General features: G+C 62.7%; 19 protein-coding genes. 3 read left to right on the top strand and 16 right to left on the bottom strand.

Features of this window, described 5'->3' with window-relative positions:
• Positions 1 to 123: 123 nt before the first annotated feature.
• Both fghA and B597_RS44845 read right to left on the bottom strand, forming a co-directional pair.
• Positions 124 to 963: an S-formylglutathione hydrolase gene (fghA, locus tag B597_RS44850; RefSeq protein ID WP_003295039.1), complete on the bottom strand. Its 840-nt coding sequence runs from the start codon at positions 961 to 963 to the stop codon at positions 124 to 126.
• A gap of 86 nt (positions 964 to 1,049) precedes the next feature.
• Complete coding sequence (locus B597_RS44845) at positions 1,050 to 2,165, bottom strand: S-(hydroxymethyl)glutathione dehydrogenase/class III alcohol dehydrogenase (RefSeq protein WP_031323812.1); 1,116 nt, start codon at positions 2,163 to 2,165, stop codon at positions 1,050 to 1,052.
• A gap of 180 nt (positions 2,166 to 2,345) precedes the next feature.
• Between B597_RS44845 and B597_RS44840 the strand changes: the two genes are divergently transcribed.
• The 3 genes from B597_RS44840 to B597_RS44830 all read left to right on the top strand — a co-directional run bounded on the left by B597_RS44840 (position 2,346) and on the right by B597_RS44830 (position 4,937).
• Entirely contained in the window at positions 2,346 to 3,245 is a 900-nt protein-coding gene (locus B597_RS44840; RefSeq protein WP_003295038.1) for a LysR family transcriptional regulator, read from the top strand.
• Positions 3,246 to 3,378: 133 nt separating this feature from the next.
• The gene (locus B597_RS44835) at positions 3,379 to 3,693 is read left to right on the top strand and encodes an HPF/RaiA family ribosome-associated protein (RefSeq protein ID WP_003295037.1); all 315 of its coding nucleotides are present in this window, start codon (positions 3,379 to 3,381) and stop codon (positions 3,691 to 3,693) included.
• A 77-nt stretch (positions 3,694 to 3,770) separates the two neighbouring features.
• Complete coding sequence (locus tag B597_RS44830; RefSeq protein WP_003295035.1) at positions 3,771 to 4,937, top strand: baeRF3 domain-containing protein; 1,167 nt, start codon at positions 3,771 to 3,773, stop codon at positions 4,935 to 4,937.
• A 34-nt stretch (positions 4,938 to 4,971) separates the two neighbouring features.
• On the opposite strand, the gene ispD is transcribed toward B597_RS44830, so the two are convergent.
• The 14 genes from ispD to B597_RS44760 form a co-directional block, all read right to left on the bottom strand.
• Positions 4,972 to 5,688, bottom strand: a complete 717-nt coding sequence (ispD, locus tag B597_RS44825; RefSeq protein WP_003295034.1) for a 2-C-methyl-D-erythritol 4-phosphate cytidylyltransferase — start codon at positions 5,686 to 5,688, stop codon at positions 4,972 to 4,974.
• Entirely contained in the window at positions 5,685 to 5,963 is a 279-nt protein-coding gene (gene ftsB, locus B597_RS44820) for a cell division protein FtsB (protein WP_003295033.1), read from the bottom strand. The genes ispD and ftsB overlap by 4 nt, the downstream gene beginning before the upstream one ends.
• Positions 5,964 to 6,100: 137 nt before the next feature.
• Positions 6,101 to 7,390 (bottom strand): phosphopyruvate hydratase, encoded by a 1,290-nt coding sequence (eno, locus tag B597_RS44815; RefSeq protein WP_003295031.1) that lies wholly within the window; start codon positions 7,388 to 7,390, stop codon positions 6,101 to 6,103.
• 33 nt (positions 7,391 to 7,423) lie between these two features.
• Entirely contained in the window at positions 7,424 to 8,269 is an 846-nt protein-coding gene (gene kdsA / locus B597_RS44810) for a 3-deoxy-8-phosphooctulonate synthase (protein ID WP_003295030.1), read from the bottom strand.
• Positions 8,266 to 9,897, bottom strand: a complete 1,632-nt coding sequence (locus B597_RS44805) for a CTP synthase (RefSeq protein ID WP_003295029.1) — start codon at positions 9,895 to 9,897, stop codon at positions 8,266 to 8,268. Before B597_RS44805 ends, kdsA begins: the two co-directional genes overlap by 4 nt.
• 169 nt (positions 9,898 to 10,066) lie before the next feature.
• Positions 10,067 to 11,356 (bottom strand): tRNA lysidine(34) synthetase TilS, encoded by a 1,290-nt coding sequence (gene tilS / locus B597_RS44800; RefSeq protein ID WP_043290084.1) that lies wholly within the window; start codon positions 11,354 to 11,356, stop codon positions 10,067 to 10,069.
• A 140-nt stretch (positions 11,357 to 11,496) separates the two neighbouring features.
• Positions 11,497 to 12,447, bottom strand: a complete 951-nt coding sequence (locus B597_RS44795) for an acetyl-CoA carboxylase carboxyltransferase subunit alpha (protein ID WP_003295027.1) — start codon at positions 12,445 to 12,447, stop codon at positions 11,497 to 11,499.
• Positions 12,448 to 12,633: 186 nt separating this feature from the next.
• Positions 12,634 to 16,155, bottom strand: a complete 3,522-nt coding sequence (dnaE, locus tag B597_RS44790; RefSeq protein WP_003295026.1) for a DNA polymerase III subunit alpha — start codon at positions 16,153 to 16,155, stop codon at positions 12,634 to 12,636.
• Between the two features lie 159 nt (positions 16,156 to 16,314).
• Complete coding sequence (gene rnhB, locus B597_RS44785; protein ID WP_003295025.1) at positions 16,315 to 16,953, bottom strand: ribonuclease HII; 639 nt, start codon at positions 16,951 to 16,953, stop codon at positions 16,315 to 16,317.
• A complete protein-coding gene (gene lpxB, locus B597_RS44780) occupies positions 16,953 to 18,086 on the bottom strand; it encodes a lipid-A-disaccharide synthase (RefSeq protein ID WP_003295023.1) in 1,134 nt (377 codons plus the stop codon). Before lpxB ends, rnhB begins: the two co-directional genes overlap by 1 nt.
• Position 18,087: 1 nt before the next feature.
• Entirely contained in the window at positions 18,088 to 18,864 is a 777-nt protein-coding gene (gene lpxA / locus B597_RS44775; protein WP_003295022.1) for an acyl-ACP--UDP-N-acetylglucosamine O-acyltransferase, read from the bottom strand.
• A complete protein-coding gene (fabZ, locus tag B597_RS44770; protein WP_003295021.1) occupies positions 18,861 to 19,301 on the bottom strand; it encodes a 3-hydroxyacyl-ACP dehydratase FabZ in 441 nt (146 codons plus the stop codon). Before fabZ ends, lpxA begins: the two co-directional genes overlap by 4 nt.
• A 104-nt stretch (positions 19,302 to 19,405) precedes the next feature.
• Positions 19,406 to 20,464, bottom strand: coding sequence for a UDP-3-O-(3-hydroxymyristoyl)glucosamine N-acyltransferase (lpxD, locus tag B597_RS44765; RefSeq protein WP_003295020.1), 1,059 nt, complete (start codon positions 20,462 to 20,464; stop codon positions 19,406 to 19,408).
• Between the two features lies 1 nt (position 20,465).
• Positions 20,466 to 20,969: an OmpH/Skp family outer membrane protein gene (locus B597_RS44760; RefSeq protein WP_003295019.1), complete on the bottom strand. Its 504-nt coding sequence runs from the start codon at positions 20,967 to 20,969 to the stop codon at positions 20,466 to 20,468.
• Positions 20,970 to 20,992: the final 23 nt, after the last annotated feature.

The following is a 20,992-nucleotide window of genomic DNA, read 5'->3' as shown; positions in this document are numbered from 1 at the left end:
CGGTTTCGTAGGATGGAAAACCGCGAAGCGTTTTCCACGCGGCCCGACGCGCCATGCAAACGCCCCGGCGGCAACGGCGCCGACCGGAGCAAACGCGTGAATGAGGCCTCGCCGTCGTCCACCCTACGCCTTCAGCGCCTTGGCATGATGACGCAGGTGGTCGTCGATGAAGCTGGCGATGAAGTAGTAGCTGTGGTCATAGCCGGGCTGGATACGCAGGGTCAGCGGGTGGCCGGCCGCCCTGGCTGCCGCCTCCAGCGCTTCGGGTTTCAGCTGGCTGACCATGAAGTCGTCGCGATCGCCCTGATCCACCAGGATCGGTAGTTTCTCGCCGGCTTCGCCGATCAGCGCGCAGGCATCCCATTCGCGCCAGCGCGAGCGATCCTGGCCCAGGTAGTTGCCGAAGGCCTTCTCGCCCCACGGGCAGTTGAGCGGATTGCTGATGGGTGCAAAGGCCGACAGCGATTGGTAACGGCCAGGGTTCTTGAGCGCACAGATCAAGGCGCCATGGCCACCCATGGAGTGGCCGCTGATGCCGCGACGATCGGAAACCGGGAAGTTGGCCTCGATCAGGGTTGGCAGCTCTTCGACCACATAGTCATACATCCGATAGTGCTGCGCCCACGGCTGCTCGGTGGCGTTGAGGTAGAAACCGGCACCGAGGCCGAAATCCCAGGCACCATCGGGATCGTCCGGCACACCGGCACCGCGCGGACTGGTATCCGGCGCGACGATGATCAGGCCGAGCTCGGCGGCGAGGCGTTGCGCAGCGGCCTTCTGCATGAAGTTCTCGTCCGTGCAGGTCAGCCCGGACAGCCAGTACAGCACCGGCAGTTTCTCGCCCTGCTCCGCCTGGGGCGGCAGGTATACGGCGAATACCATGTCACAGTTCAGACTGCTGGATCGATGGCGGTAACGCTTGTGCCAGCCGCCGAAGCTTTTCTGGCAGGAAAGGTTTTCCATGAAATCTCCAGAAGCCGAGGAAACGCTGGAGGCTGAACGAAGACGCGAATCGTCCCGCCTTCAGCCTCCGGCGCTCTCATCGGCTTTTAAAAATGGATGACGGTCCGGATGCTCTTGCCTTCGTGCATCAGATCGAACGCCTCGTTGATCTCGTCCAGCGGCAGGTTGTGGGTGATGAAGGTGTCCAGCGGGATTTCGCCGCTTTGCGACTTCTCCACATAGCTCGGCAGCTCGGTACGACCCTTTACGCCGCCGAACGCCGAACCTCGCCAGACGCGGCCGGTGACCAACTGGAACGGGCGCGTGCTGATTTCCTGGCCGGCGCCAGCGACACCGATGATGGTCGACTCGCCCCAGCCCTTGTGACAGCACTCGAGCGCTGCACGCATCAGTTGCACGTTGCCGACACACTCGAAGGAGTAGTCGACGCCGCCATCGGTCATCTCGACGATGACTTCCTGGATCGGCTTGTCATGCTCCTTCGGATTGACGAAGTCGGTGGCACCCAGCTCTTCGGCGATGGCGAACTTGCTCGGGTTGATGTCGACGGCAATGATCCGGCTGGCCTTGGCCATCTTGGCGCCGATGATCGCCGCCAGGCCGATACCGCCCAGCCCGAAGATCGCTACGCTAGCGCCTTCTTCGACCTTGGCGGTGTTGAGCACTGCGCCGATACCGGTAGTGACGCCGCAACCCAGCAGGCAGACCTTTTCCAAGGGTGCTTCTTTAGGAATCTTCGCCACCGAGACTTCCGGCAGCACGGTGTATTCGGAGAAGGTCGAGCAGCCCATGTAGTGGTAGATCGGCTCGCCCTGATAGCTGAAGCGCGTGGTGCCATCGGGCATCAGGCCCTTGCCCTGAGTAGCCCGTACGGAGCTGCACAGGTTGGTCTTGCCGGATTTGCAGAACTTGCACTCGCGACATTCGGCGGTATAGAGCGGAATCACATGATCGCCAACCGCGACCGAAGTGACACCCTCGCCCACCGCCTCGACGATTCCGCCGCCCTCATGACCGAGGATGCACGGGAAGACGCCTTCGGAATCCTCGCCCGAGAGCGTATAGGCGTCGGTGTGGCAGACACCGGTGGCGACGATGCGGATCAGGACTTCGCCAGCCTTGGGCGGCGCGACGTCCACTTCCACGATCTGCAGGGGCTGATTGGGGCCGAAGGCAACGGCGGCACGCGACTTGATGGACATGGACATCACTCTCGATGTGATTGGAAAGCAGAGAGTGTAATTCACGTCCAGGCAGGGATTAATTGACGATCCTGGAAAACATTGTTGCTATACGGGGATAATCCTACTGCCTGAGGCTCGATTCGCCCTGTTTCGGTGAGCCCATGCCGCGCGCTCAGTCCCTTGCATGCTGGAGAACCGATGAATCGCTGGGAAGGCCTCGATGAGTTCGTTGCCGTGGTCGAATGCGGCAGCTTCATGCGTGCCGCCGAGCGGCTGCGCGTATCGTCTTCGCACGTCAGCCGCCAGGTCGCTCGCCTCGAAGAGCGATTGCAGGCGCGCCTGCTCTATCGCACCACCCGCCGCGTCTCGCTGACCGAAGCCGGACACACCTTCTTTGCCCGCTGTCAGCGGCTGATCGAGGAGCGCGACGAAGCCTTCCTGGCCATCAGCGATCTGCACAGCGCGCCGACCGGTCTGCTGCGCATGACTGCCGCGGTCGCGTACGGCGAACGCTTCATCGTGCCGCTGGTCAACGAATTCATGGCCCGGCATCCGCAGCTGCGCGTCGATATCGAACTGTCCAACCGCACCCTCGACCTGGTGCAGGAAGGTTATGACCTGGCCATCCGCCTTGGAAAGCTCAGCGAGTCGCGCCTGGTTGCCACCCGCATCGCACCGCGGGCGATGTTCCTGTGCGCCGCCCCGGGCTACCTGGAGCGCTATGGGAGACCGCATACGCTTTCGGAACTGGCGCGACATAACTGCCTGATCGGAACGAGCGACGTCTGGGCCTTTCAGGTCGATGGTCGCGAGCAGCACTTCAAGCCCAGTGGAAACTGGCGCTGCAATAGCGGCGAAGCAGTGCTGGATGCAGCGTTGCGAGGATTCGGCCTGTGTCAGCTTCCCGATTACTACGTGCAGGATCCCCTGCGCCGCGGAGAACTGATCTCCTTGCTGGACGCCAACCAGCCACCGGATACGGCCGTCTGGGCCGTTTACCCGCAGCGACGCTATTCGCTGCCCCGGGTCCGCCTGCTGGTCGAGGCATTGAAAGCCGGCCTGGCACGCCGGAGCGAGTACGCGGGCGTCGTGAGCTGAGGCTTGGAACCGCGCGTCCGGGCAGGACAATGTGGCGGAACCCGCCCCACGCTGCCACGTCGTACCTTGTGTAGCTGTAACGCGCCCCTGCCCCGAATCGGTTGCGTACAGCACTTCACTCAGGAGGACAGCCATGCAGGTTCTGGTGAACAGCAACCACAGCATCAGCGTTACCAAGGAGCTCGAAGAACGAATCAAGGCAACGGTTGAAGCCGAACTGGAACGCTTCGACGACCACCTGACGCGCATCGAAGTGCATCTCAACGACGAAAACAGCAACAAGAGCGGGCCGCACGACAAGCGCTGCCAGATGGAGGCGCGCGCCAAGGGTCGCGACCCGGTCTCGGCCACCCACAAGGCCGAAACCCTTGAACTGGCGATCAACGGCGCGGCGCAGAAGCTGAGCCACGCACTGGACCACGCGCTGAACAAGCTAAACCGCCACTGACCTCACTATCGATGGCCAGTGAACGTGCCATCGACCACCTCTGCGAGGGACCGAACCACTGCAACTGGAGGCCACGCATGAACCGACTGCTCGATCGCGCAACCCTGACGAAACTGCTGAGCCACCGTGATGGGCCCTGCCTGTCCCTCTACCAGCCCACCCATCGCAGCTTTCCGGAGCGTCAGCAGGACCCGATCCGCTTCAAGCAGCTGGTCCGGCAGCTGGAAGACGCGCTCAAGCGGCAAGGCCACGCCGAGCAGGTGCCTGCCCTGCTCGAACCGTTCCACGCCCTGATCGACAACAGCGATTTCTGGAATCACAGCCTCGACGGCCTGGCCGCGTTTGGCGCACCGGGCTACTTCGAGGTTTATCGTCTGCAGCGCAGCGTGCCGGAGATGGCCGTCGCCAATGAGCGCATGCACCTGAAACCCCTGGTGCGCATTGCACAATCGGCTGATCGCTACCAGATTCTCTGCCTGTCGCGCGATTCGGTGCGCCTGTTCGAAGGCAATCGCGACGCCCTGGACGAGGTGAGGCTTCACGAAGCGGTTCCGCGAACCCTTGCCGATGCACTGGGCAACGATCTGACGGACAAGGGCCAGAGCGGCTTTCCCCAGGGCTACAGCCGCGCCAGCGAACGTGGCGACCCCATGCAGGTAGAAGCCGGCGGCAGCGGCAAGCAGGCCGAGATCGACCGTGATCGTGACCGCTATTTCCGCGAGGTCGACCGAGCCATCAGCGAGCATCACTCGAGGCCCTCGGGTCTGCCCCTGATCCTCGCCGCGCTGCCGGAACAACAACCTCACTACCGCCGCCTCAGCCATAACGAATGCCTGTTACCCGAGGGCATCGAGACCGGGCACGCTGCGCTCGGCATCGAGGAACTGCGCCGGAAAAGCTGGATGGTCATGCAGCCGCGCTATCTCAAGCGACTCGAGGGGCTGCTCAGCCAGTTCGGCGCCTCCCATGGCCAGGGACTCGCCTCCGACCAGCTGGAGGACATCGGCCAGGCGACTCGCCAGGGTCGAGTCGCCACGCTGCTGGTCGAAGCCGAGCGGCAGATCCCCGGCCACGTCGACAAGACTCAACGAACGGCGGTCTCGGCAGACGAGCAGGAGGTGAACACGCCCGATGTACTGGACGAGCTGACCATCTGGACACTGGAGCAAGGTGGCGAAGTCGTCGTGGTACCGACCGAACGCATGCCGACCGGCAGTGGCGCAGCCGCGATCTACCGCTTCTAGAGGCGAATGGCGGGCAGCCCGGAGCTGCCTGCTTTCAATGCTGCTGGCCGGCGTTCCAGCGCTGTTCCAGCCAGGCAAGGTCTTCCGGCCGAGTCACCTTGAGGTTGTCGGCACGGCCTTCCACTACCCGTGGTGAGTGACCGGCCCATTCCAGCGCCGACGCTTCGTCGGTCACCGCGACACCGCCTTCGAGCGCAGCTGCGAGCGAATCGCGCAACATTCCCAGGCGAAACATCTGCGGCGTGAACGCCTGCCAGATGACGCTGCGATCCACCGTTTCCGTTACCCGACCGTCAGACCCCACGCGCTTGAGGGTGTCCCGGGCGGGTACCGCCAGCAGACCGCCGACCGGGTCCTCGGCCAACTCGGCCAGCAGCCTGTCCAGATCTTCTCGTGCCAGATTGGGCCTGGCCGCATCATGCACAAGGACCCAATCACCGTCAGCGGCACCCAGTTCAGCAAGCGTTTGCAGCCCGTTGAGTACCGAATCACAACGTTCGCGACCACCCGGCGCGCGACGAACGCGCGCGTCGCCTGCGCAGGCGAGCGTTGCCCAGTAGGAGTCATCAGGTGCCACGCAGACCACCAGCCCTGCCAGGGCTGGGTGATCCAGAAAACAATCGAGGGTGTGTTCGAGTATGCAGCGGCCGGCCAACCGCAGATACTGCTTGGGACGATCAGCGCGCATGCGGCTGCCGATGCCTGCTGCCGGAATGACGACCCAGAACGCTGGAAGCTCGCTTCGGCTCATTCGACGAACTGATAGAGGGTTTCGCCCTCTTTGACCATACCGAGCTCCTGACGGGCACGTTCCTCGACGGTTTCCATACCCTGCTTGAGCTCAAGGACTTCCGCTTCGAGAATCCGATTACGCTCCAGCAGCCGCTCGTTCTCGCCCTGTTGCTCGGCAATCTGCTTGTTCAGCCCGCTGACCTGCGCGAGGCTGCCTTCGCCCACCCACAGGCGGTACTGCAGACCACCAAGGAGCAGTATCAGCACAACGAACAACCAGTAGGGGCGACGCATGGAAGGCATGAAAACGGCTTCGGCTTTGTTCAGATGATGAGCTGCCACCCGCGGGTGCGAAGACACCTGGCGCGAGTACAGATGCCGATTGAAACAAAAAAGGGCGACTTGCGCCGCCCTTTTTTAGATGCCGCGGATCAGCCGCGGAATTCGGCGCGGCCGTTGTAGGACGCCTTGCCGGCCAGTTGCTCTTCGATACGCAGCAGCTGGTTGTACTTCGACACGCGGTCGGAGCGGCACAGCGAACCGGTCTTGATCTGACCGGCGGCGGTGCCTACGGCCAGGTCGGCGATGGTGCAATCCTCGGTTTCGCCGGAGCGGTGCGAGATCACTGCGGTATAACCGGCCGCCTTGGCCATCTGGATGGCTTCCAGGGTCTCGGTCAGCGAGCCGATCTGGTTGAACTTGATCAGGATCGAGTTGGCGATGCCCTTGTCGATGCCTTCCTTGAGGATCTTGGTGTTGGTGACGAACAGATCGTCACCGACCAGCTGGACCTTCTCGCCGATCTTGTCGGTCAGTGCCTTCCAGCCCGCCCAATCCGATTCATCCATGCCGTCTTCGATGGAGATGATCGGATAACGCTGAGTCAGACCGGCCAGGTAGTCGGCGAAGCCCTCTGCATCGAACACCTTGCCTTCACCAGCCAGGTCGTACTTGCCGTCCTTGTAGAACTCACTGGAAGCGCAGTCCAGTGCCAGGGTCACGTCGGTGCCCAGCTTGTAGCCGGCCTTCTCGACTGCCTCGGCGATGGCGCCCAGCGCATCCTCGTTGGAAGCCAGGTTCGGCGCGAAGCCACCCTCGTCGCCCACTGCGGTATTCAGCCCGCGGGCCTTGAGCACGGCCTTGAGGTGATGGAAGATCTCGGCGCCCATGCGCAGCGCATCGGCAAAGGTCTTCGCGCCAACCGGCTGGACCATGAACTCCTGGATGTCGACGTTGTTGTCGGCATGTTCGCCGCCGTTGATGATGTTCATCATCGGCACCGGCATCGAATACTGGCCCGGCGTGCCGTTCAGATCGGCGATGTGCGCATACAGCGGCACGCCCTTGGCCTGCGCCGCCGCCTTGGCGGCAGCCAGGGACACGGCGAGGATGGCATTGGCGCCCAGCTTGGCCTTGTTCTCGGTGGCGTCCAGCTCGATCATCGCCTGGTCCAGCGCCTTCTGGTCGACCGGGTCCTTGCCCAGCAGCAGATCACGGATCGGTCCGTTGATGTTGGCTACGGCGTTCAGTACGCCCTTGCCCAGGTAACGGCTCTTGTCGCCGTCGCGCAGCTCGAGCGCCTCACGCGAACCGGTGGAGGCGCCAGACGGTGCGCAGGCGCTACCGACGATGCCGTTGTCCAGAATCACATCGGCTTCCACAGTCGGGTTGCCGCGTGAATCGAGCACCTCACGTCCCTTGATATCGACGATTTTTGCCATTGTTATTAACACTCCGTAGATAGCTGCAAGGCTTCAAGCAGTTTCGATTGGCGGGAAATTCTTGATCAGGTCATCCAGCTGCTTGAGCTGGGTGAGGAAAGGCTCGAGCTTGTCCAGGCGCAATGCGCAGGGACCGTCGCACTTGGCCTTTTCCGGGTCCGGATGGGCTTCGAGGAACAACCCGGCAAGCCCCTGGGAGAGACCTGCCTTGGCCAGGTCGGTGACCTGGGCGCGGCGACCGCCGGCCGAGTCGGCACGACCGCCCGGCATCTGCAGGGCGTGGGTGACATCGAAGAAAACCGGGTATTCGAACTGCTTCATGATGCCGAAGCCGAGCATGTCGACCACCAGGTTGTTGTAGCCGAACGACGAGCCACGCTCACAGAGAATCAGCTGGTCATTACCGGCTTCCTCGCACTTGTTCAGGATGTGCTTCATTTCCTGCGGGGCGAGGAACTGCGCCTTCTTGATATTGATGACCGCACCGGTCTTGGCCATCGCCACCACCAGGTCGGTCTGCCGGGAAAGGAAAGCCGGCAGCTGGATGATGTCGCAGACATCGGCAACCGGCTGCGCCTGCCACGGTTCATGCACATCGGTGATGACCGGGACGCCGAAGGTCTTCTTCACTTCCTCGAAGATCTTCATGCCCTCGTCCAGACCCGGGCCGCGGAACGAGGTGATCGAGGAGCGGTTGGCCTTGTCGAAGCTGGCCTTGAACACGTAGGGAATGCCGAGTTTCTCGGTGACCCGCACGTACTCTTCGCAGGCCTGCATCGCCAGGTCCCGCGACTCGAGGACGTTGATGCCGCCGAACAGCACGAACGGCTTGTCATTGGCGATTTCGATGCTGCCTACGCGGATGGTCTTCTGACTCATGCGTTCTTCGCCTTGTGTTCCAGCGCGGCGTTGACGAAACCGCTGAACAGCGGATGGCCGTCACGCGGCGTGGAGGTAAATTCCGGGTGGAACTGGCAGGCGACGAACCACGGATGATCCGGCGCCTCGACCACTTCGACCAGCGCGCCGTCGCCGGAACGCCCGGTAATCTTCAGCCCGGCCGCCTGCAGTTGCGGCAGCAGGTTGTTGTTCACCTCGTAACGATGACGGTGGCGCTCGACGATGCGCTCCTGGCCGTAGCACTCGAACACCCGCGAGCCGGGCTCGAGGCCGCATTCCTGAGCCCCGAGGCGCATGGTGCCGCCCAGGTCGGAATTGTCGCTGCGGGTTTCCACGGCACCGCTGGCATCTTCCCACTCGGTGATAAGGCCGACGACCGGATGGCCGCTGTCCTTGTCGAACTCGGTGGAGTTGGCGTCGGACCAGCCCAGCACATCACGCGCGAACTCGATGACCGCCACCTGCATGCCCAGGCAGATGCCCAGGTAGGGAATCTTGTTCTCGCGGGCATAACGAACCGTCGCGATCTTGCCCTCGACACCGCGCAGACCGAAGCCGCCGGGCACGAGAATGGCATCGACCCCCTGCAACAGGCCGGTGCCCTGGTTTTCGATATCTTCGGAGTCGATATAGCGCAGATTCACTTTGGTACGGCTCTGGATGCCCGCGTGGCTCATTGCCTCGATCAGAGATTTGTAGGCATCCAGAAGTTCCATGTACTTGCCGACCATGGCGATGGTGACCTCTCGCTCCGGGTGCAGCTTGGCGTCCACCACGCGATCCCACTCGGAAAGGTCGGCACCACGGCACTCCAGGCCAAAGCGCTCGACCACGTAGTCATCCAGCCCCTGGGCATGCAGGATGCCTGGAATCTTGTAGATGGTGTCGGCGTCCGGCAGGCTGATCACAGCCCGCTCCTCGACGTTGGTGAACAGCGCGATCTTGCGCCGCGAGGAGACGTCGATGGCGCGGTCGGAGCGGCAGACCAGCACATCCGGCTGCAGGCCGATGGAGCGTAGCTCCTTCACCGAGTGCTGGGTCGGCTTGGTCTTGGTCTCGCCGGCAGTGGCGATGTACGGCACCAGCGTCAGGTGCATCAGCATGGCGCGCTTGGCGCCGACCTCGACGCGCAGCTGACGGATCGCTTCCAGGAAAGGCTGCGATTCGATGTCGCCGACGGTACCGCCGACTTCCACCAGGGCCACGTCGGCATCGCCGGCGCCCTTGATGATGCGACGCTTGATCTCATCGGTGATGTGCGGGATGACCTGGATGGTCGCGCCCAGATAGTCACCACGGCGCTCGCGGCGCAGCACGTCCTCGTAGACGCGACCGGTGGTGAAGTTGTTGTTCTGGGTCATGCGGGTGCGGATGAACCGCTCGTAGTGGCCCAGGTCGAGGTCGGTCTCGGCGCCGTCATGGGTGACGAACACCTCACCGTGCTGGAACGGGCTCATCGTGCCCGGATCGACATTGATGTAAGGGTCCAGCTTGAGCATCGTGACCTTCAGGCCCCGCGCCTCCAGGATGGCCGCCAATGAAGCCGAGGCGATGCCTTTCCCCAATGAAGAAACAACACCACCCGTGACGAAGATGTAGCGCGTCATGAAAAACCCTAGAAGTCTGCGTTAAGCGGTCAGCGCCGCCGGGGGAAAGCGAAGATGCCATTGCGCCCCAGGCGGCAATAGCACAACTGCCGCGGATTAGAAGAAACCGCAGAAGCTGTATTGAGACGGGAGCGTAGTCTACCGGAAAGGCCTTATCAGCTCAAACCACTTAGCAGTCCGCCATGCACCAGTAGAGGGCATAGGATCCGGCACTCAATTGCGGCAGGTTGGCCACCGCGATGAGCTCTCCGTCGCAGAACAGCAACGGCAGGCGAGCGCGTGCAAAGCCCGGCACACCGGCCTCGTTCAGCAAGCGCTTGAGATCGCGGCGACCGCGTCCGGGCAACTGAAGCGCTTCCCCGCCCCGCCGATACCCGACCACAAGTCTGCCCGCAGGCAATGCACCCTCCAACCGAAGCCTGCCGTTGCCGGGCAGCGCCAGGCTGACAGCGGGAGCCGGCCAATCGACCGAACCGACAGGCAGCGCCAGCCAGCGCTCGGGCAACCACCAGATCCGCCCCGCCCCACGCTGTATTTCGCCACCCGTCAGACGCCATCGCGGAGCGGCATCCGGCCTGGCGTCCCGCAGCGAAACCCAGCCTGCCCAGTGATCTTCGTCCGGCGCCAGTGTCAGGCCAGCCAGCCAGTGACGCAATGCATTGCGCTGCCGCGCAGCCGACAGGTTGCGCAAGGGCTCCAGTTCGAGACTGGGCAGTTTCAGCCACTCAAAGCGCCCGGTTGCCCGGGCCATGGCCAGGTCCTGCAGCGCCAGCTCATCGAGCAACTGCTGCGCCTCGGCCATGTGGACCGCCGTGCGTGCCATGCATGCATCGGCTTGCGGCCAGCGCTGACGCAGCAACGGCAGGATCTGTCGACGAAGAAAATTGCGTGAATAAGTGATGTCCTGATTGCTCGGATCCTCCACCCATTGCAGGCGATTATCCCGAGCATAGGCTTCCAGCTCGGAGCGGGACACATCAAGCCAAGGGCGCAACAGCCAGCCCTGCCCCAGGGCACGACCATGCGCCATCGCCGCCAGCCCACGTACCCCGGCGCCGCGCAACAGCCGGAACAGCAGCGTCTCGGCCTGATCGTCGCGATGCTGGGCTGTCAACAGCAGCTCGCCTTTCCCGAGGCTGGCGCTGAATGCACCATAGCGCGCGTCGCGCGCGGCCTGCTCCAGACTGGCCCCCGGCGCGACCTGGGCCCGGACTATCCGCAGTGGGACACCCAGCCGATCGCAGATCGCCTGGCAGTGCGCAGGCCAATCGTCGGCGGCGGACTGCAGGCCGTGATGCACGTGGATGGCACCGATCGGCGGCAGCTCATGCCTGCCGGCAAGCCCGGCCAGCACATGCAACAGGACAGTAGAATCAAGCCCGCCTGAAAACGCCACCCACCACGCCGACGAGGCGCGCCAAGGAGCAAGAGTGGAAAGCAGGAGGGAATCGAGGGACATGCGGGGCGCTTCGGATAGCGACGTTGCCGGCAAGCATAAAGCTCTGCGAAGGAAGCAGCGAGAGACAGACCGGCAGGCACCCTCGACTGCGCGCCTCGATCCAGAGCAACCGAATCGAGACGCGAGTCAGGCGTAACGGATCAGGCGATGCCGTAGCTCATCAGACGCTCGTAGCGACGCGCCAGCAGTGCGTCGGTATCCAGCGACTTGAGCATCTGCAACTGGCTGTTCAACTGCTCGCGCAAGGACGCAGCCATGATGGCCGGATTGCGGTGCGCGCCGCCCAGCGGCTCGGGGATCACCTTGTCGACGATACCCAGGTCCTTGAGGCGATCGGCGGTGACGCCCATCGCCTCGGCTGCCTCCGGCGCCTTTTCGGCGGTACGCCAGAGAATCGAGGCACAGCCTTCCGGCGAGATCACCGCGTAGGTCGAGTACTGCAGCATGTTCAGCTGGTCGCAGACGCCGATAGCCAATGCACCGCCGGAACCACCCTCGCCGATCACGGTGGCGATGATCGGGGTCTTCAGGCGAGCCATCACGCGCAGGTTCCAGGCGATGGCCTCGCTCTGGTTGCGCTCTTCGGCATCGATGCCCGGATAGGCGCCGGGCGTATCAATGAAGGTCAGGATCGGCATCTTGAAGCGCTCGGCCATCTCCATCAGACGGCAGGCCTTGCGATAGCCTTCAGGACGCGGCATACCGAAGTTGCGGCGTACCTTTTCGCGTACTTCGCGACCCTTCTGATGACCGATGATCATCACCGGCTGGCCGTCCAGCCGGGCAATGCCGCCAACGATGGCAGCATCATCGGAGAAGTGGCGATCACCATGCAGCTCTTCGAACTCGGTGAACAGGTGATTGATGTAGTCCAGGGTATAAGGCCGCTGCGGGTGGCGGGCCAGACGGGCGATCTGCCAGCTGGTCAGGTTGCCGAAAATGCTTTCGGTGAGCGATTCGCTCTTGTCCTGCAAGCGGGCAATCTCATCGCCAATGTTCAGCGAGTTATCGTTACCGACCAGGCGCAATTCTTCGATCTTGGCTTGCAGGTCGGCGATCGGCTGTTCGAAATCCAGGAAATTCGGGTTCATAGGCATCCGTCATGCGTCGACGGCCAGGCGGCCGGGAGGCTGTTCCGTTTTTTGCGCCTTACCTTACGGGAGAGGCGCATTCAGGTCGAACAAAAATTGTTCTGAACCATGACCCGGTCAATGCCGGGCCCGTTCGGGCCTGGCTCGGAAGGCACGCACTTGTCGGGCCTTCCGGGCGTCCGCCCTCTATCGGTATTGCAGGAAGACGTTGTCGCGCCCGAACTGGTCACGCAACGCCTGAATCAAGTTGTCGGCCGGATCGATTCGCCAGCTCTCGCCGAACTGCAACAAGGCCCGCGCATCGGCGCCGGTGTATTCCAGGGTGATCGGGCAGGCGCCGCGGTGACGGCCACAGACATCGGCCAGCCAGCGCATGCGATCACCCTTGAGCGCTTCGCTGGCGACCTTCACGCGCAGGCTCTCGGCCAGTCCGGTACGCGCCTCCTCCAGGCTCATCACGCGCTTGGCACGCAGGCGCAAGCCGCCGGAGAAGTCATCATTGCTGACCTCGCCTTCGACCACAACCAGGGCATCGGTCTGCAGCAAGGCCTGGGCACCGTTGAAGGCATCGGCAAACAGCGAAGCCTCGATACGTCCAGAGCGGTCGTCAAGCGTAATGAAGCCCATCTTGTCGCCCCTCTTGTTCTTCATCACCCGCAGATTGACGATCAGGCCGGCAACCGTCTGCTCGCCGCGGGCCGGACGCAGATCGATGATGCGCTGGCGGGCAAAACGACGGACCTCGCCTTCGTATTCGTCGATCGGGTGCCCTGTCAGGTACAACCCCAGGGTGTCTTTCTCACCCTTCAGGCGCTCCTTCAGTGACAGCTCGCGCGCGTTGCGGTGGTTGGCGTAGACGTCCGCTTCCGGCTCGGCGAACAGGCCGCCGAACAGATCCATATGGCCACTGTCGAGGCTGCGAGCGGTCTGCTCCGCAGCCTGTACGGCCTCTTCCATGGCAGCCAGCAGAACAGCGCGATTACGGTCGATGTTGGCCTGATAGGCCTTGGCCTCCTCGTAGAAGTAAGGCCCGAGGCGATCCAGCGCACCGGAACGGATCAGGGCCTCGAGGGTGCGCTTGTTGATGCGCTTGAGGTCGATGCGTGCGCAGAAGTCGAACAGGTCCTTGAACGGCCCGCCCTCGGCCCGGCATTCGGCGATCGCCTCGACCGGACCCTCACCCACGCCTTTGACCGCGCCCAGGCCATAGACGATGCGGCCGTCGTCGTTGACGGTGAACTTGAACTCGGAGACGTTGACGTCCGGCGGATCGATGCGCAGCTTCATGCTGCGGCATTCCTCGATGAGGATTACCACCTTGTCGGTGTTGTGCATATCCGCCGAGAGCACCGCGGCCATGAACGGCGACGGATAATGCGCCTTGAGCCAAGCGGTCTGGTAGGACACCAGGCCGTAGGCGGCTGAGTGCGACTTGTTGAACCCGTAGCCGGCGAACTTTTCCACCAGATCGAAGATGTTACCCGACAGTTCCTTATCGATGCCGTTGTTGGAACAACCTTCGATGAAGCCGCCGCGCTGCTTGGCCATCTCCTCGGGCTTCTTCTTGCCCATGGCACGACGCAGCATATCCGCCCCACCGAGGGTGTACCCGGCCATGACCTGGGCGATCTGCATCACCTGTTCCTGATACAGGATGATGCCGTAGGTGGGCTTGAGTACCGGCTCCAACCCGGCGTACTGGTAGTCCGGATGCGGATAGGAGACCTCCGCTCGCCCGTGCTTGCGGTTGATGAAGTCATCGACCATGCCCGACTGCAAAGGCCCGGGACGGAACAGCGCCACCAGTGCGATCAGGTCTTCCAGGCAGTCGGGTTTGAGCTTCTTGATCAGCTCCTTCATACCGCGCGATTCAAGCTGGAATACCGCTGTGGTTTCCGCCTTTTGCAGCAACTGGTAGGTCGGCTTGTCATCCAGCGGGATGAAATCGATGTTGATCGGTTCCAGGCCCTTCTTGGCCTGTTCTCGGTTGATGGTTTCAAGCGCCCACTTGATGATCGTCAGCGTGCGCAGGCCGAGGAAGTCGAACTTCACCAGGCCGGCCTGCTCGACGTCGTCCTTGTCGAACTGGGTCACCAGTCCGCCGCCCTCCTCGTCACAGGCGATCGGCGCGAAGTCGGTCAGCTTGGTCGGCGCGATCACCACACCACCGGCGTGCTTGCCGGTTCCGCGGGTGATGCCTTCAAGCTTGAGGGCCATTTCCCAGATCTCGCGGGCATCCTCGTCCACGGCGAGGAAGTCGCGTAGCGGCTCCTCCATCTCGTAGGCCTTTTCCAGCGTCATGCCCACTTCGAAGGGAATCATCTTCGACAGCCGGTCGGCCAGGCCATAGGACTTGCCCTGCACCCGCGCGACGTCACGCACCACCGCCTTGGCCGCCATGGTACCGAAGGTGATGATCTGGCTGACCGCGTTGCGCCCGTAGGCCTCGGCCACGTAATCGATGACCCGATCGCGGCCGTCCATGCAGAAGTCGACATCGAAGTCGGGCATGGAAATACGCTCGGGGTTGAGGAAGCGCTCGAACAGCAGGTCGTAGGCCAGCGGATCGAGGTCGGTGATCTTCAGCACGTAGGCAACCAGCGAGCCGGCACCCGAACCACGGCCTGGGCCTACCGGCACGCCGTTGTTCTTCGCCCACTTGATGAAGTCCATCACGATCAGGAAGTAGCCGGGAAAGCCCATCTGGATGATCGTGCCCAGCTCGAACTCGAGGCGGTCGATATAGACCTGCTTCTTCGCCTCGTAGTCGGGCGTATCCTTGGGTAGCAGCACTTCCAGCCGCTCCTCCAGCCCCTCGAACGACACCTGGCGCAGGTAATCGTCGATGGTCATGCCTTCGGGCACCGGGAAGTTCGGCAGGAAGTAGGTGCCCAACTGCACTTCGATGTTGCAGCGCCTGGCGATCTCGACGGTGTTTTCCAGCGCCTCGGGCAGATCGGAAAAGAGCTCCGCCATCTCCTCCGGGGTCTTCAGATACTGCTGATCGGAGTACGTACGTGGCCGGCGCGGATCGTCCAGGGTACGACCTTCACCGATGCAGACGCGGGTTTCGTGCGCTTCGAAGTCATCCTGTTTGAGAAAGCGCACATCGTTGGTCGCTACCAGCGGCGTGCCGGTACGATCGGCAAGCGCCACGGCGGCATGCAGATGCTCTTCGTCATTGACCCGATTGGTGCGCTGCACCTCCAGGTAGAAGCGGTCGGGAAACACCTCGCGCCATTCGGCGAGGCGGGACTCGGCCAACGCTTCGTCGCCGTTGAGCAGCGCATGACCGACCTCCCCCTCCTTGGCACCGGAGAGTGCGATCAGCCCTTCGGCCGCTTCTTTCACCCACTCCCGCTCGATGATCACCAGGTCATTGCGCTGGCCTTCGGTCCAGCCGCGCGAGATCAGCTCGGTGAGATTGCGGTAACCGACGGAATTCATAGCCAACAGCGTCAGGCGACTGAGTGGGCCGTCCTCGTCGCAATTGGCCAGCCAGATGTCGGCACCACAGATCGGCTTGATCCCCGCGCCCTGGGCCGTCTTGTAGAACTTGACCAGCGAGCACATGTTGCTCATGTCGGTCACCGCCACCGCCGGCATCCCGCCCGCCGCCACCGCCTTGATCAGCGGCTTGACCCGCACCAGGCCATCGACCAGCGAGTACTCGGTATGCAGACGGAGATGGACGAAGGAAACAGGCATGAACAGACCTTGAGCTGGCAGAACGACAAGCGCGCGATTGTACCGGAAAGCAGCCGTCCGCTGGCGAACACAGCGACCGCCAGACTCATCGCAAGCGGCGATTGCAGAAGCACGCGACGGGAGAGCGGAACCTCGCCCGATCGCCGCGAAGGTGGGCCGCTAGACCAGCAGGACGCTGGCCGGAACCTTGACCTCAATGCTCGTCTGCTCGAGCATCGCGCGAACGGGCGCAAACGAGCGTCGATGAATGGGCGTGGGACCGAGACGACGAAGCGCTTCGAGATGGCTCGGCGTCGGGTAGCCCTTGTGCCCGGCAAGACCATAGCCCGGATAGCACAGATCCAGCGCCTGCATTTCGCGGTCGCGACTGACCTTGGCCAGGATGGACGCCGCGGCGATTGCCGGTACCTGTCCATCCCCCTGGATCACCGGCGCGCTGGGCACGCTGAGCTGGGGGCAGCGGTTGCCGTCGATCAACGCCAACCGCGGCGTGACGCTCAGCCCTTCGACCGCGCGCTGCATTGCCAGCATGGTGGCATGCAGGATGTTGAGCTCATCGATTTCCTCCACCTCGGCGCGGGCGATGCACCAGGCGACCGCCTTCTCGCGAATCTCGTCGAACAAGGCCTCCCGGCGAGCCTCGGTCAGCTTCTTCGAGTCGTTCAGCCCTTTGATTGGCTGTGCCGGATCGAGGATCACCGCTGCCGTCACCACGGGGCCACAAAGCGGGCCACGACCGACTTCGTCGACACCGGCGACCAGCTCTTCCACAAGATTGAAATCGAGCCCGAACTGCATCAGCGTGCTCCCACCAGGCGCAGTACCGCATCGGCGGCCTGGCTCGAGGCGTCGCAGCGCAGCGTACGATGGATGCTGTCGAACCCCTCGGTCTGCACTTCGCCATCATCCAGCAGCGGCGACAGCGCCTGAGCCAGCGCCTCCGGTGTCGCCGCATCCTGCAGCAGCTCCGGCACCAGCAGCCGCTGCGCCAGCAGATTGGGCAATGCTACGTAAGGGCTTTTAACCAACCGCCGCAGGATGCGATAGGTCATCGGCGCCAGGCTGTAGGCCACCACCATCGGACGCTTGAACAGCAGCGCCTCGAGCGTGGCGGTGCCGGAGGCGATCAGTACCGCGTTGCAGGCAGCCAGCGCCTCGTGGGAACGGCCGTCGAGCAGCGTCAGCGGCAAGTCGCGGGTTACCAGCATCTGCTCCAGCTGAATCCGGCGCTCCGGGCTGGCGCAGGGCATGACGAAACGAATGCCGGGACGCATGGCCCGCAACCGCTCGGCAGCGCAAAGGAACAGCTCGCCCAGGCGAGCCACCTCGCCACCCCGGCTGCCCGGCATGAGCGCGACGACCAGCCCCTGGCCGGGCAATCCGAGCGCTTGACGAGCGGCTGCGCGATCAGCGCAAAGCGGGATGGTATCGGCCAGCGGATGACCGACGAAGCGTACCGGCACCTGATGGGCATCGTAGAACTTGGCTTCGAACGGGAACAGTGTGAGCATCAGGTCGCATGCCTCACGAATTTTCAATACCCGCTTCTGCCGCCAGGCCCAGACAGAAGGGCTGACGTAATGGACGGTCTTGATTCCGGCACGCCGAAGCTTGAGTTCAAGCCCGAGGTTGAAATCCGGAGCGTCGATTCCGATGAACACGTCAGGCCGCAGCTGGGTCAGGGTCTGCACCAGGCGCTTGCGCCGCCTGAGCAGTTCGGGCAGCCGGCCAAGAACTTCTACCAGCCCCATCACCGCAAGGCGCTCGAGCGGAAAATAGCTCGCCAGGCCTTCGTTATGCATACGCGGGCCGCCGACACCGACGAATTCGACATTCCCGTGCTGAGCATTGAGCGCCTGCATCAGGCCGGCGCCCAGAATGTCACCCGAGGACTCGCCAGCAACCAGGGCGACCCTGAGCGGCCGCCCCATTTCAGCGGGTGATGCCACGGGTGGAGGCCTGGATCGAGTCACGGAAGATCGCAACTTCGGGGAATGTCTGCGCACTTTCGGCCAGCTCGGCAAGCGCCGACTCCACCGTCAAACCCTTGCGATAGACGATCTTGTAGGCGTTGCGCAGGGCATGCACCGCCTCTGCACTGAAGCCGCGCCGCCGCATGCCTTCGAAATTCATGCTACGCGCCTCGGCAGGGTTACCGAACACGGTGACGAACGCCGGTACATCCTTGCCAATTGCCGTTCCCATGCCGGAAAAGCTGTGAGCACCGATATGGCAGAACTGGTGCACCAGGGTGTAACCGGAAAGAATGGCCCAGTCGCCAACGTGAACATGCCCGGCCAGCGCCGTGTTGTTGACCAGAATGCAGTGATCGGCGATCACGCTGTCGTGACCGATGTGCGCATAGGCCATGATCAGATTGTGATTGCCGATGGTAGTTTCGGAACGATCCTGGATGGTACCGCGGTGGATGGTTACGCCCTCGCGAATGACGTTGTGATCGCCGATGACCAGACGCGTCAGCTCCCCTTTGTATTTCAGGTCAGGCGTGTCCTCACCGACGGAGGAGAACTGATAGATACGATTGTGCCGGCCGATGCGGGTCGGCCCTTTGATGACCACATGTGACGCGATCACCGTACCCTCGCCGATTTCGACATCCGGCCCAATGATCGACCATGGCCCGACCTGGACGTCGTCCGCCAGCCGGGCTGCAGGATCGATGATGGCGCGAGGGTCGATCAAACTCATATCTTCTGTTCCGCGCAGATGATCTCTGCCGAGCAGACCGGCTTGCCATCAACCGTGGCGCGGCAGTCGAACTTCCAGATGCCGCGCTTGACGCTCAGAAAAGCCGCCTCAAGGACCAACTGGTCACCTGGGCGAACCGGCTGGCGGAAACGCAGCTTGTCAGAGCCAACGAAATAGTAAAGCGTGCCATCGGACGGCTTGACGCCCATCATCTTGAAGCCCAGCAGGCCAGCCGCCTGGGCCATCGCCTCGATGATCAGTACGCCCGGCATGATCGGGTGCTGCGGGAAGTGCCCATTGAAGAACGGCTCGTTGATGGTCACGTTCTTGTAGGCGCGAACGCGCTTGGCCTCGACATCCATCTCCGTCACCCGGTCCACCAGCAGGAAAGGGTAGCGGTGAGGCAAATACTCGCGAATCTCGTTGATATCCATCATGGTCAGGAAAGAGCCTGTAAAAAAGTATAGGGCCGCCCGCGCCGCAGGCTTCGCGCCAGCATTGACAGACAGCAACCCTGAAAAAACCGGTTCAGACGGTAAGCTCAGGCATCAGAAGCCGGATCCTGAGCCTGAGTCACGGCGGCCAGGCTTTTCTCCAACTGCTGCAATCGACGAGCCATGTCATCCAGCTGGCGGATGCGCGCGGCGCTCTTCCTCCAGTCCGCAGCATTCTGCATGGCTGTGCCGGAAGAATAACTACCCGGCTCGGTGATGGAACGGGTGACCATGGTCATTCCGGTCACGAACACGTTGTCGCAGACCTCGATGTGCCCGACCATCCCAACGCCTCCGGCGATCATGCAGTTGCGGCCGATCTTGGTGCTACCGGAAATGCCGGCACAACCGGCCATCGCCGTGTTGTCGCCCACCTGCACGTTGTGCGCAATCATGATCTGGTTATCCAGCTTCACACCGTTGCCGATCAGCGTATCGGAAAGCGCACCGCGGTCGATGGTGGTATTGGAGCCAATCTCGACGTCATCGCCGATACGTACGCCGCCGATCTGGGCGATCTTCTGCCAGGCACCCTTTTCCTTGGCGAAACCAAAACCCTCACCGCCGATTACCGCCCCCGACTGGATGACCACGCGCTTGCCGATCAGCACGTCATGATAGAGCGTTACCCGGGGGGCAAGCCGCCCACCCTCACCGATCCGACTGCGGGCGCCAACGAACGACTGCGCGCCAACCTCTACATCCGCCTCGATGCATGCGCCGGACTCGATGACCACATAGGCACCGATACTGGCCGATGGATGGACGTCAGCATCGGTAGCCACTACGGCCGTAGGGTGGATTCCGCTGGCAACGGCCGGCCGGGTCTCGAACAGGTGCGAAGCCCTTGCGTAGGCGAGGTAGGGGTCATTGACCACGATTGCCGAACCTGCACAGCGCTCGGCATCCTCGGGCGAAAGCAGCACCGCAGCTGCCCGGGTGGTTGCCAGATACTTGCGATACTGGGTATTGGCAAGAAAGCTCAGCTGCGACGGCCCAGCCTCCTGCAGCGTGGCAATACCGTCGACAGCCTGGGCAGGGTCCCCGCGCAGACTGCCACCCAGCTCCTCGGCCAACTGGCCGAGCGTGAAGACTGCGCCAGCCATATCAGCGCAGCTGATTCATGCGCTCGATGACCTGGCGGGTGATGTCGAACTGAGGCTTGACGTCCACCACCGCACCACGCTCGAACACCAGATCGTAGTTGCCTTTCTTGATCACTTCTTCGACAGCCTGATCCAGCTTGGGCTTGAGCTGCTTGAGCATGTCGCGATCGGCCACGGCCTTGGCTTCGTTCAGCTCCTTGGACTGGAACTGGAAGTCGCGCGCCTTCTGCTTGAATTCGAGTTCCAGTCGCTCACGCTCGGCCTGCTGCATCTTGTCGCCGTCCTTGACCAGGCGATCCTGAATGCGCTTCGCATCACTTTCCAGGGTCTTCAGCTTGCTCAGCTGGGGGCCGAACTTCTTCTCCGCATCAACGGCATAACGCTTGGCAGCATCTGATTCAAGGAGCGCCATCTGATAGTTCATGACGGCAATCTTCATTTCGGCAAAGGCCGGGGTCGCTACCAGCGCGGCAACGACGAGAAACAGTTGAGTCAACTTACGCACGGTAAACACCACTCCTGAAAGAA

The organism is Stutzerimonas stutzeri KOS6 (assembly GCF_000307775.2).
GTDB classification, from domain to species: domain Bacteria; phylum Pseudomonadota; class Gammaproteobacteria; order Pseudomonadales; family Pseudomonadaceae; genus Stutzerimonas; species Stutzerimonas stutzeri_B.
Note: the sequence above shows the minus strand (reverse complement) of the source record. Positions and strands in the feature narration are given on the sequence as shown.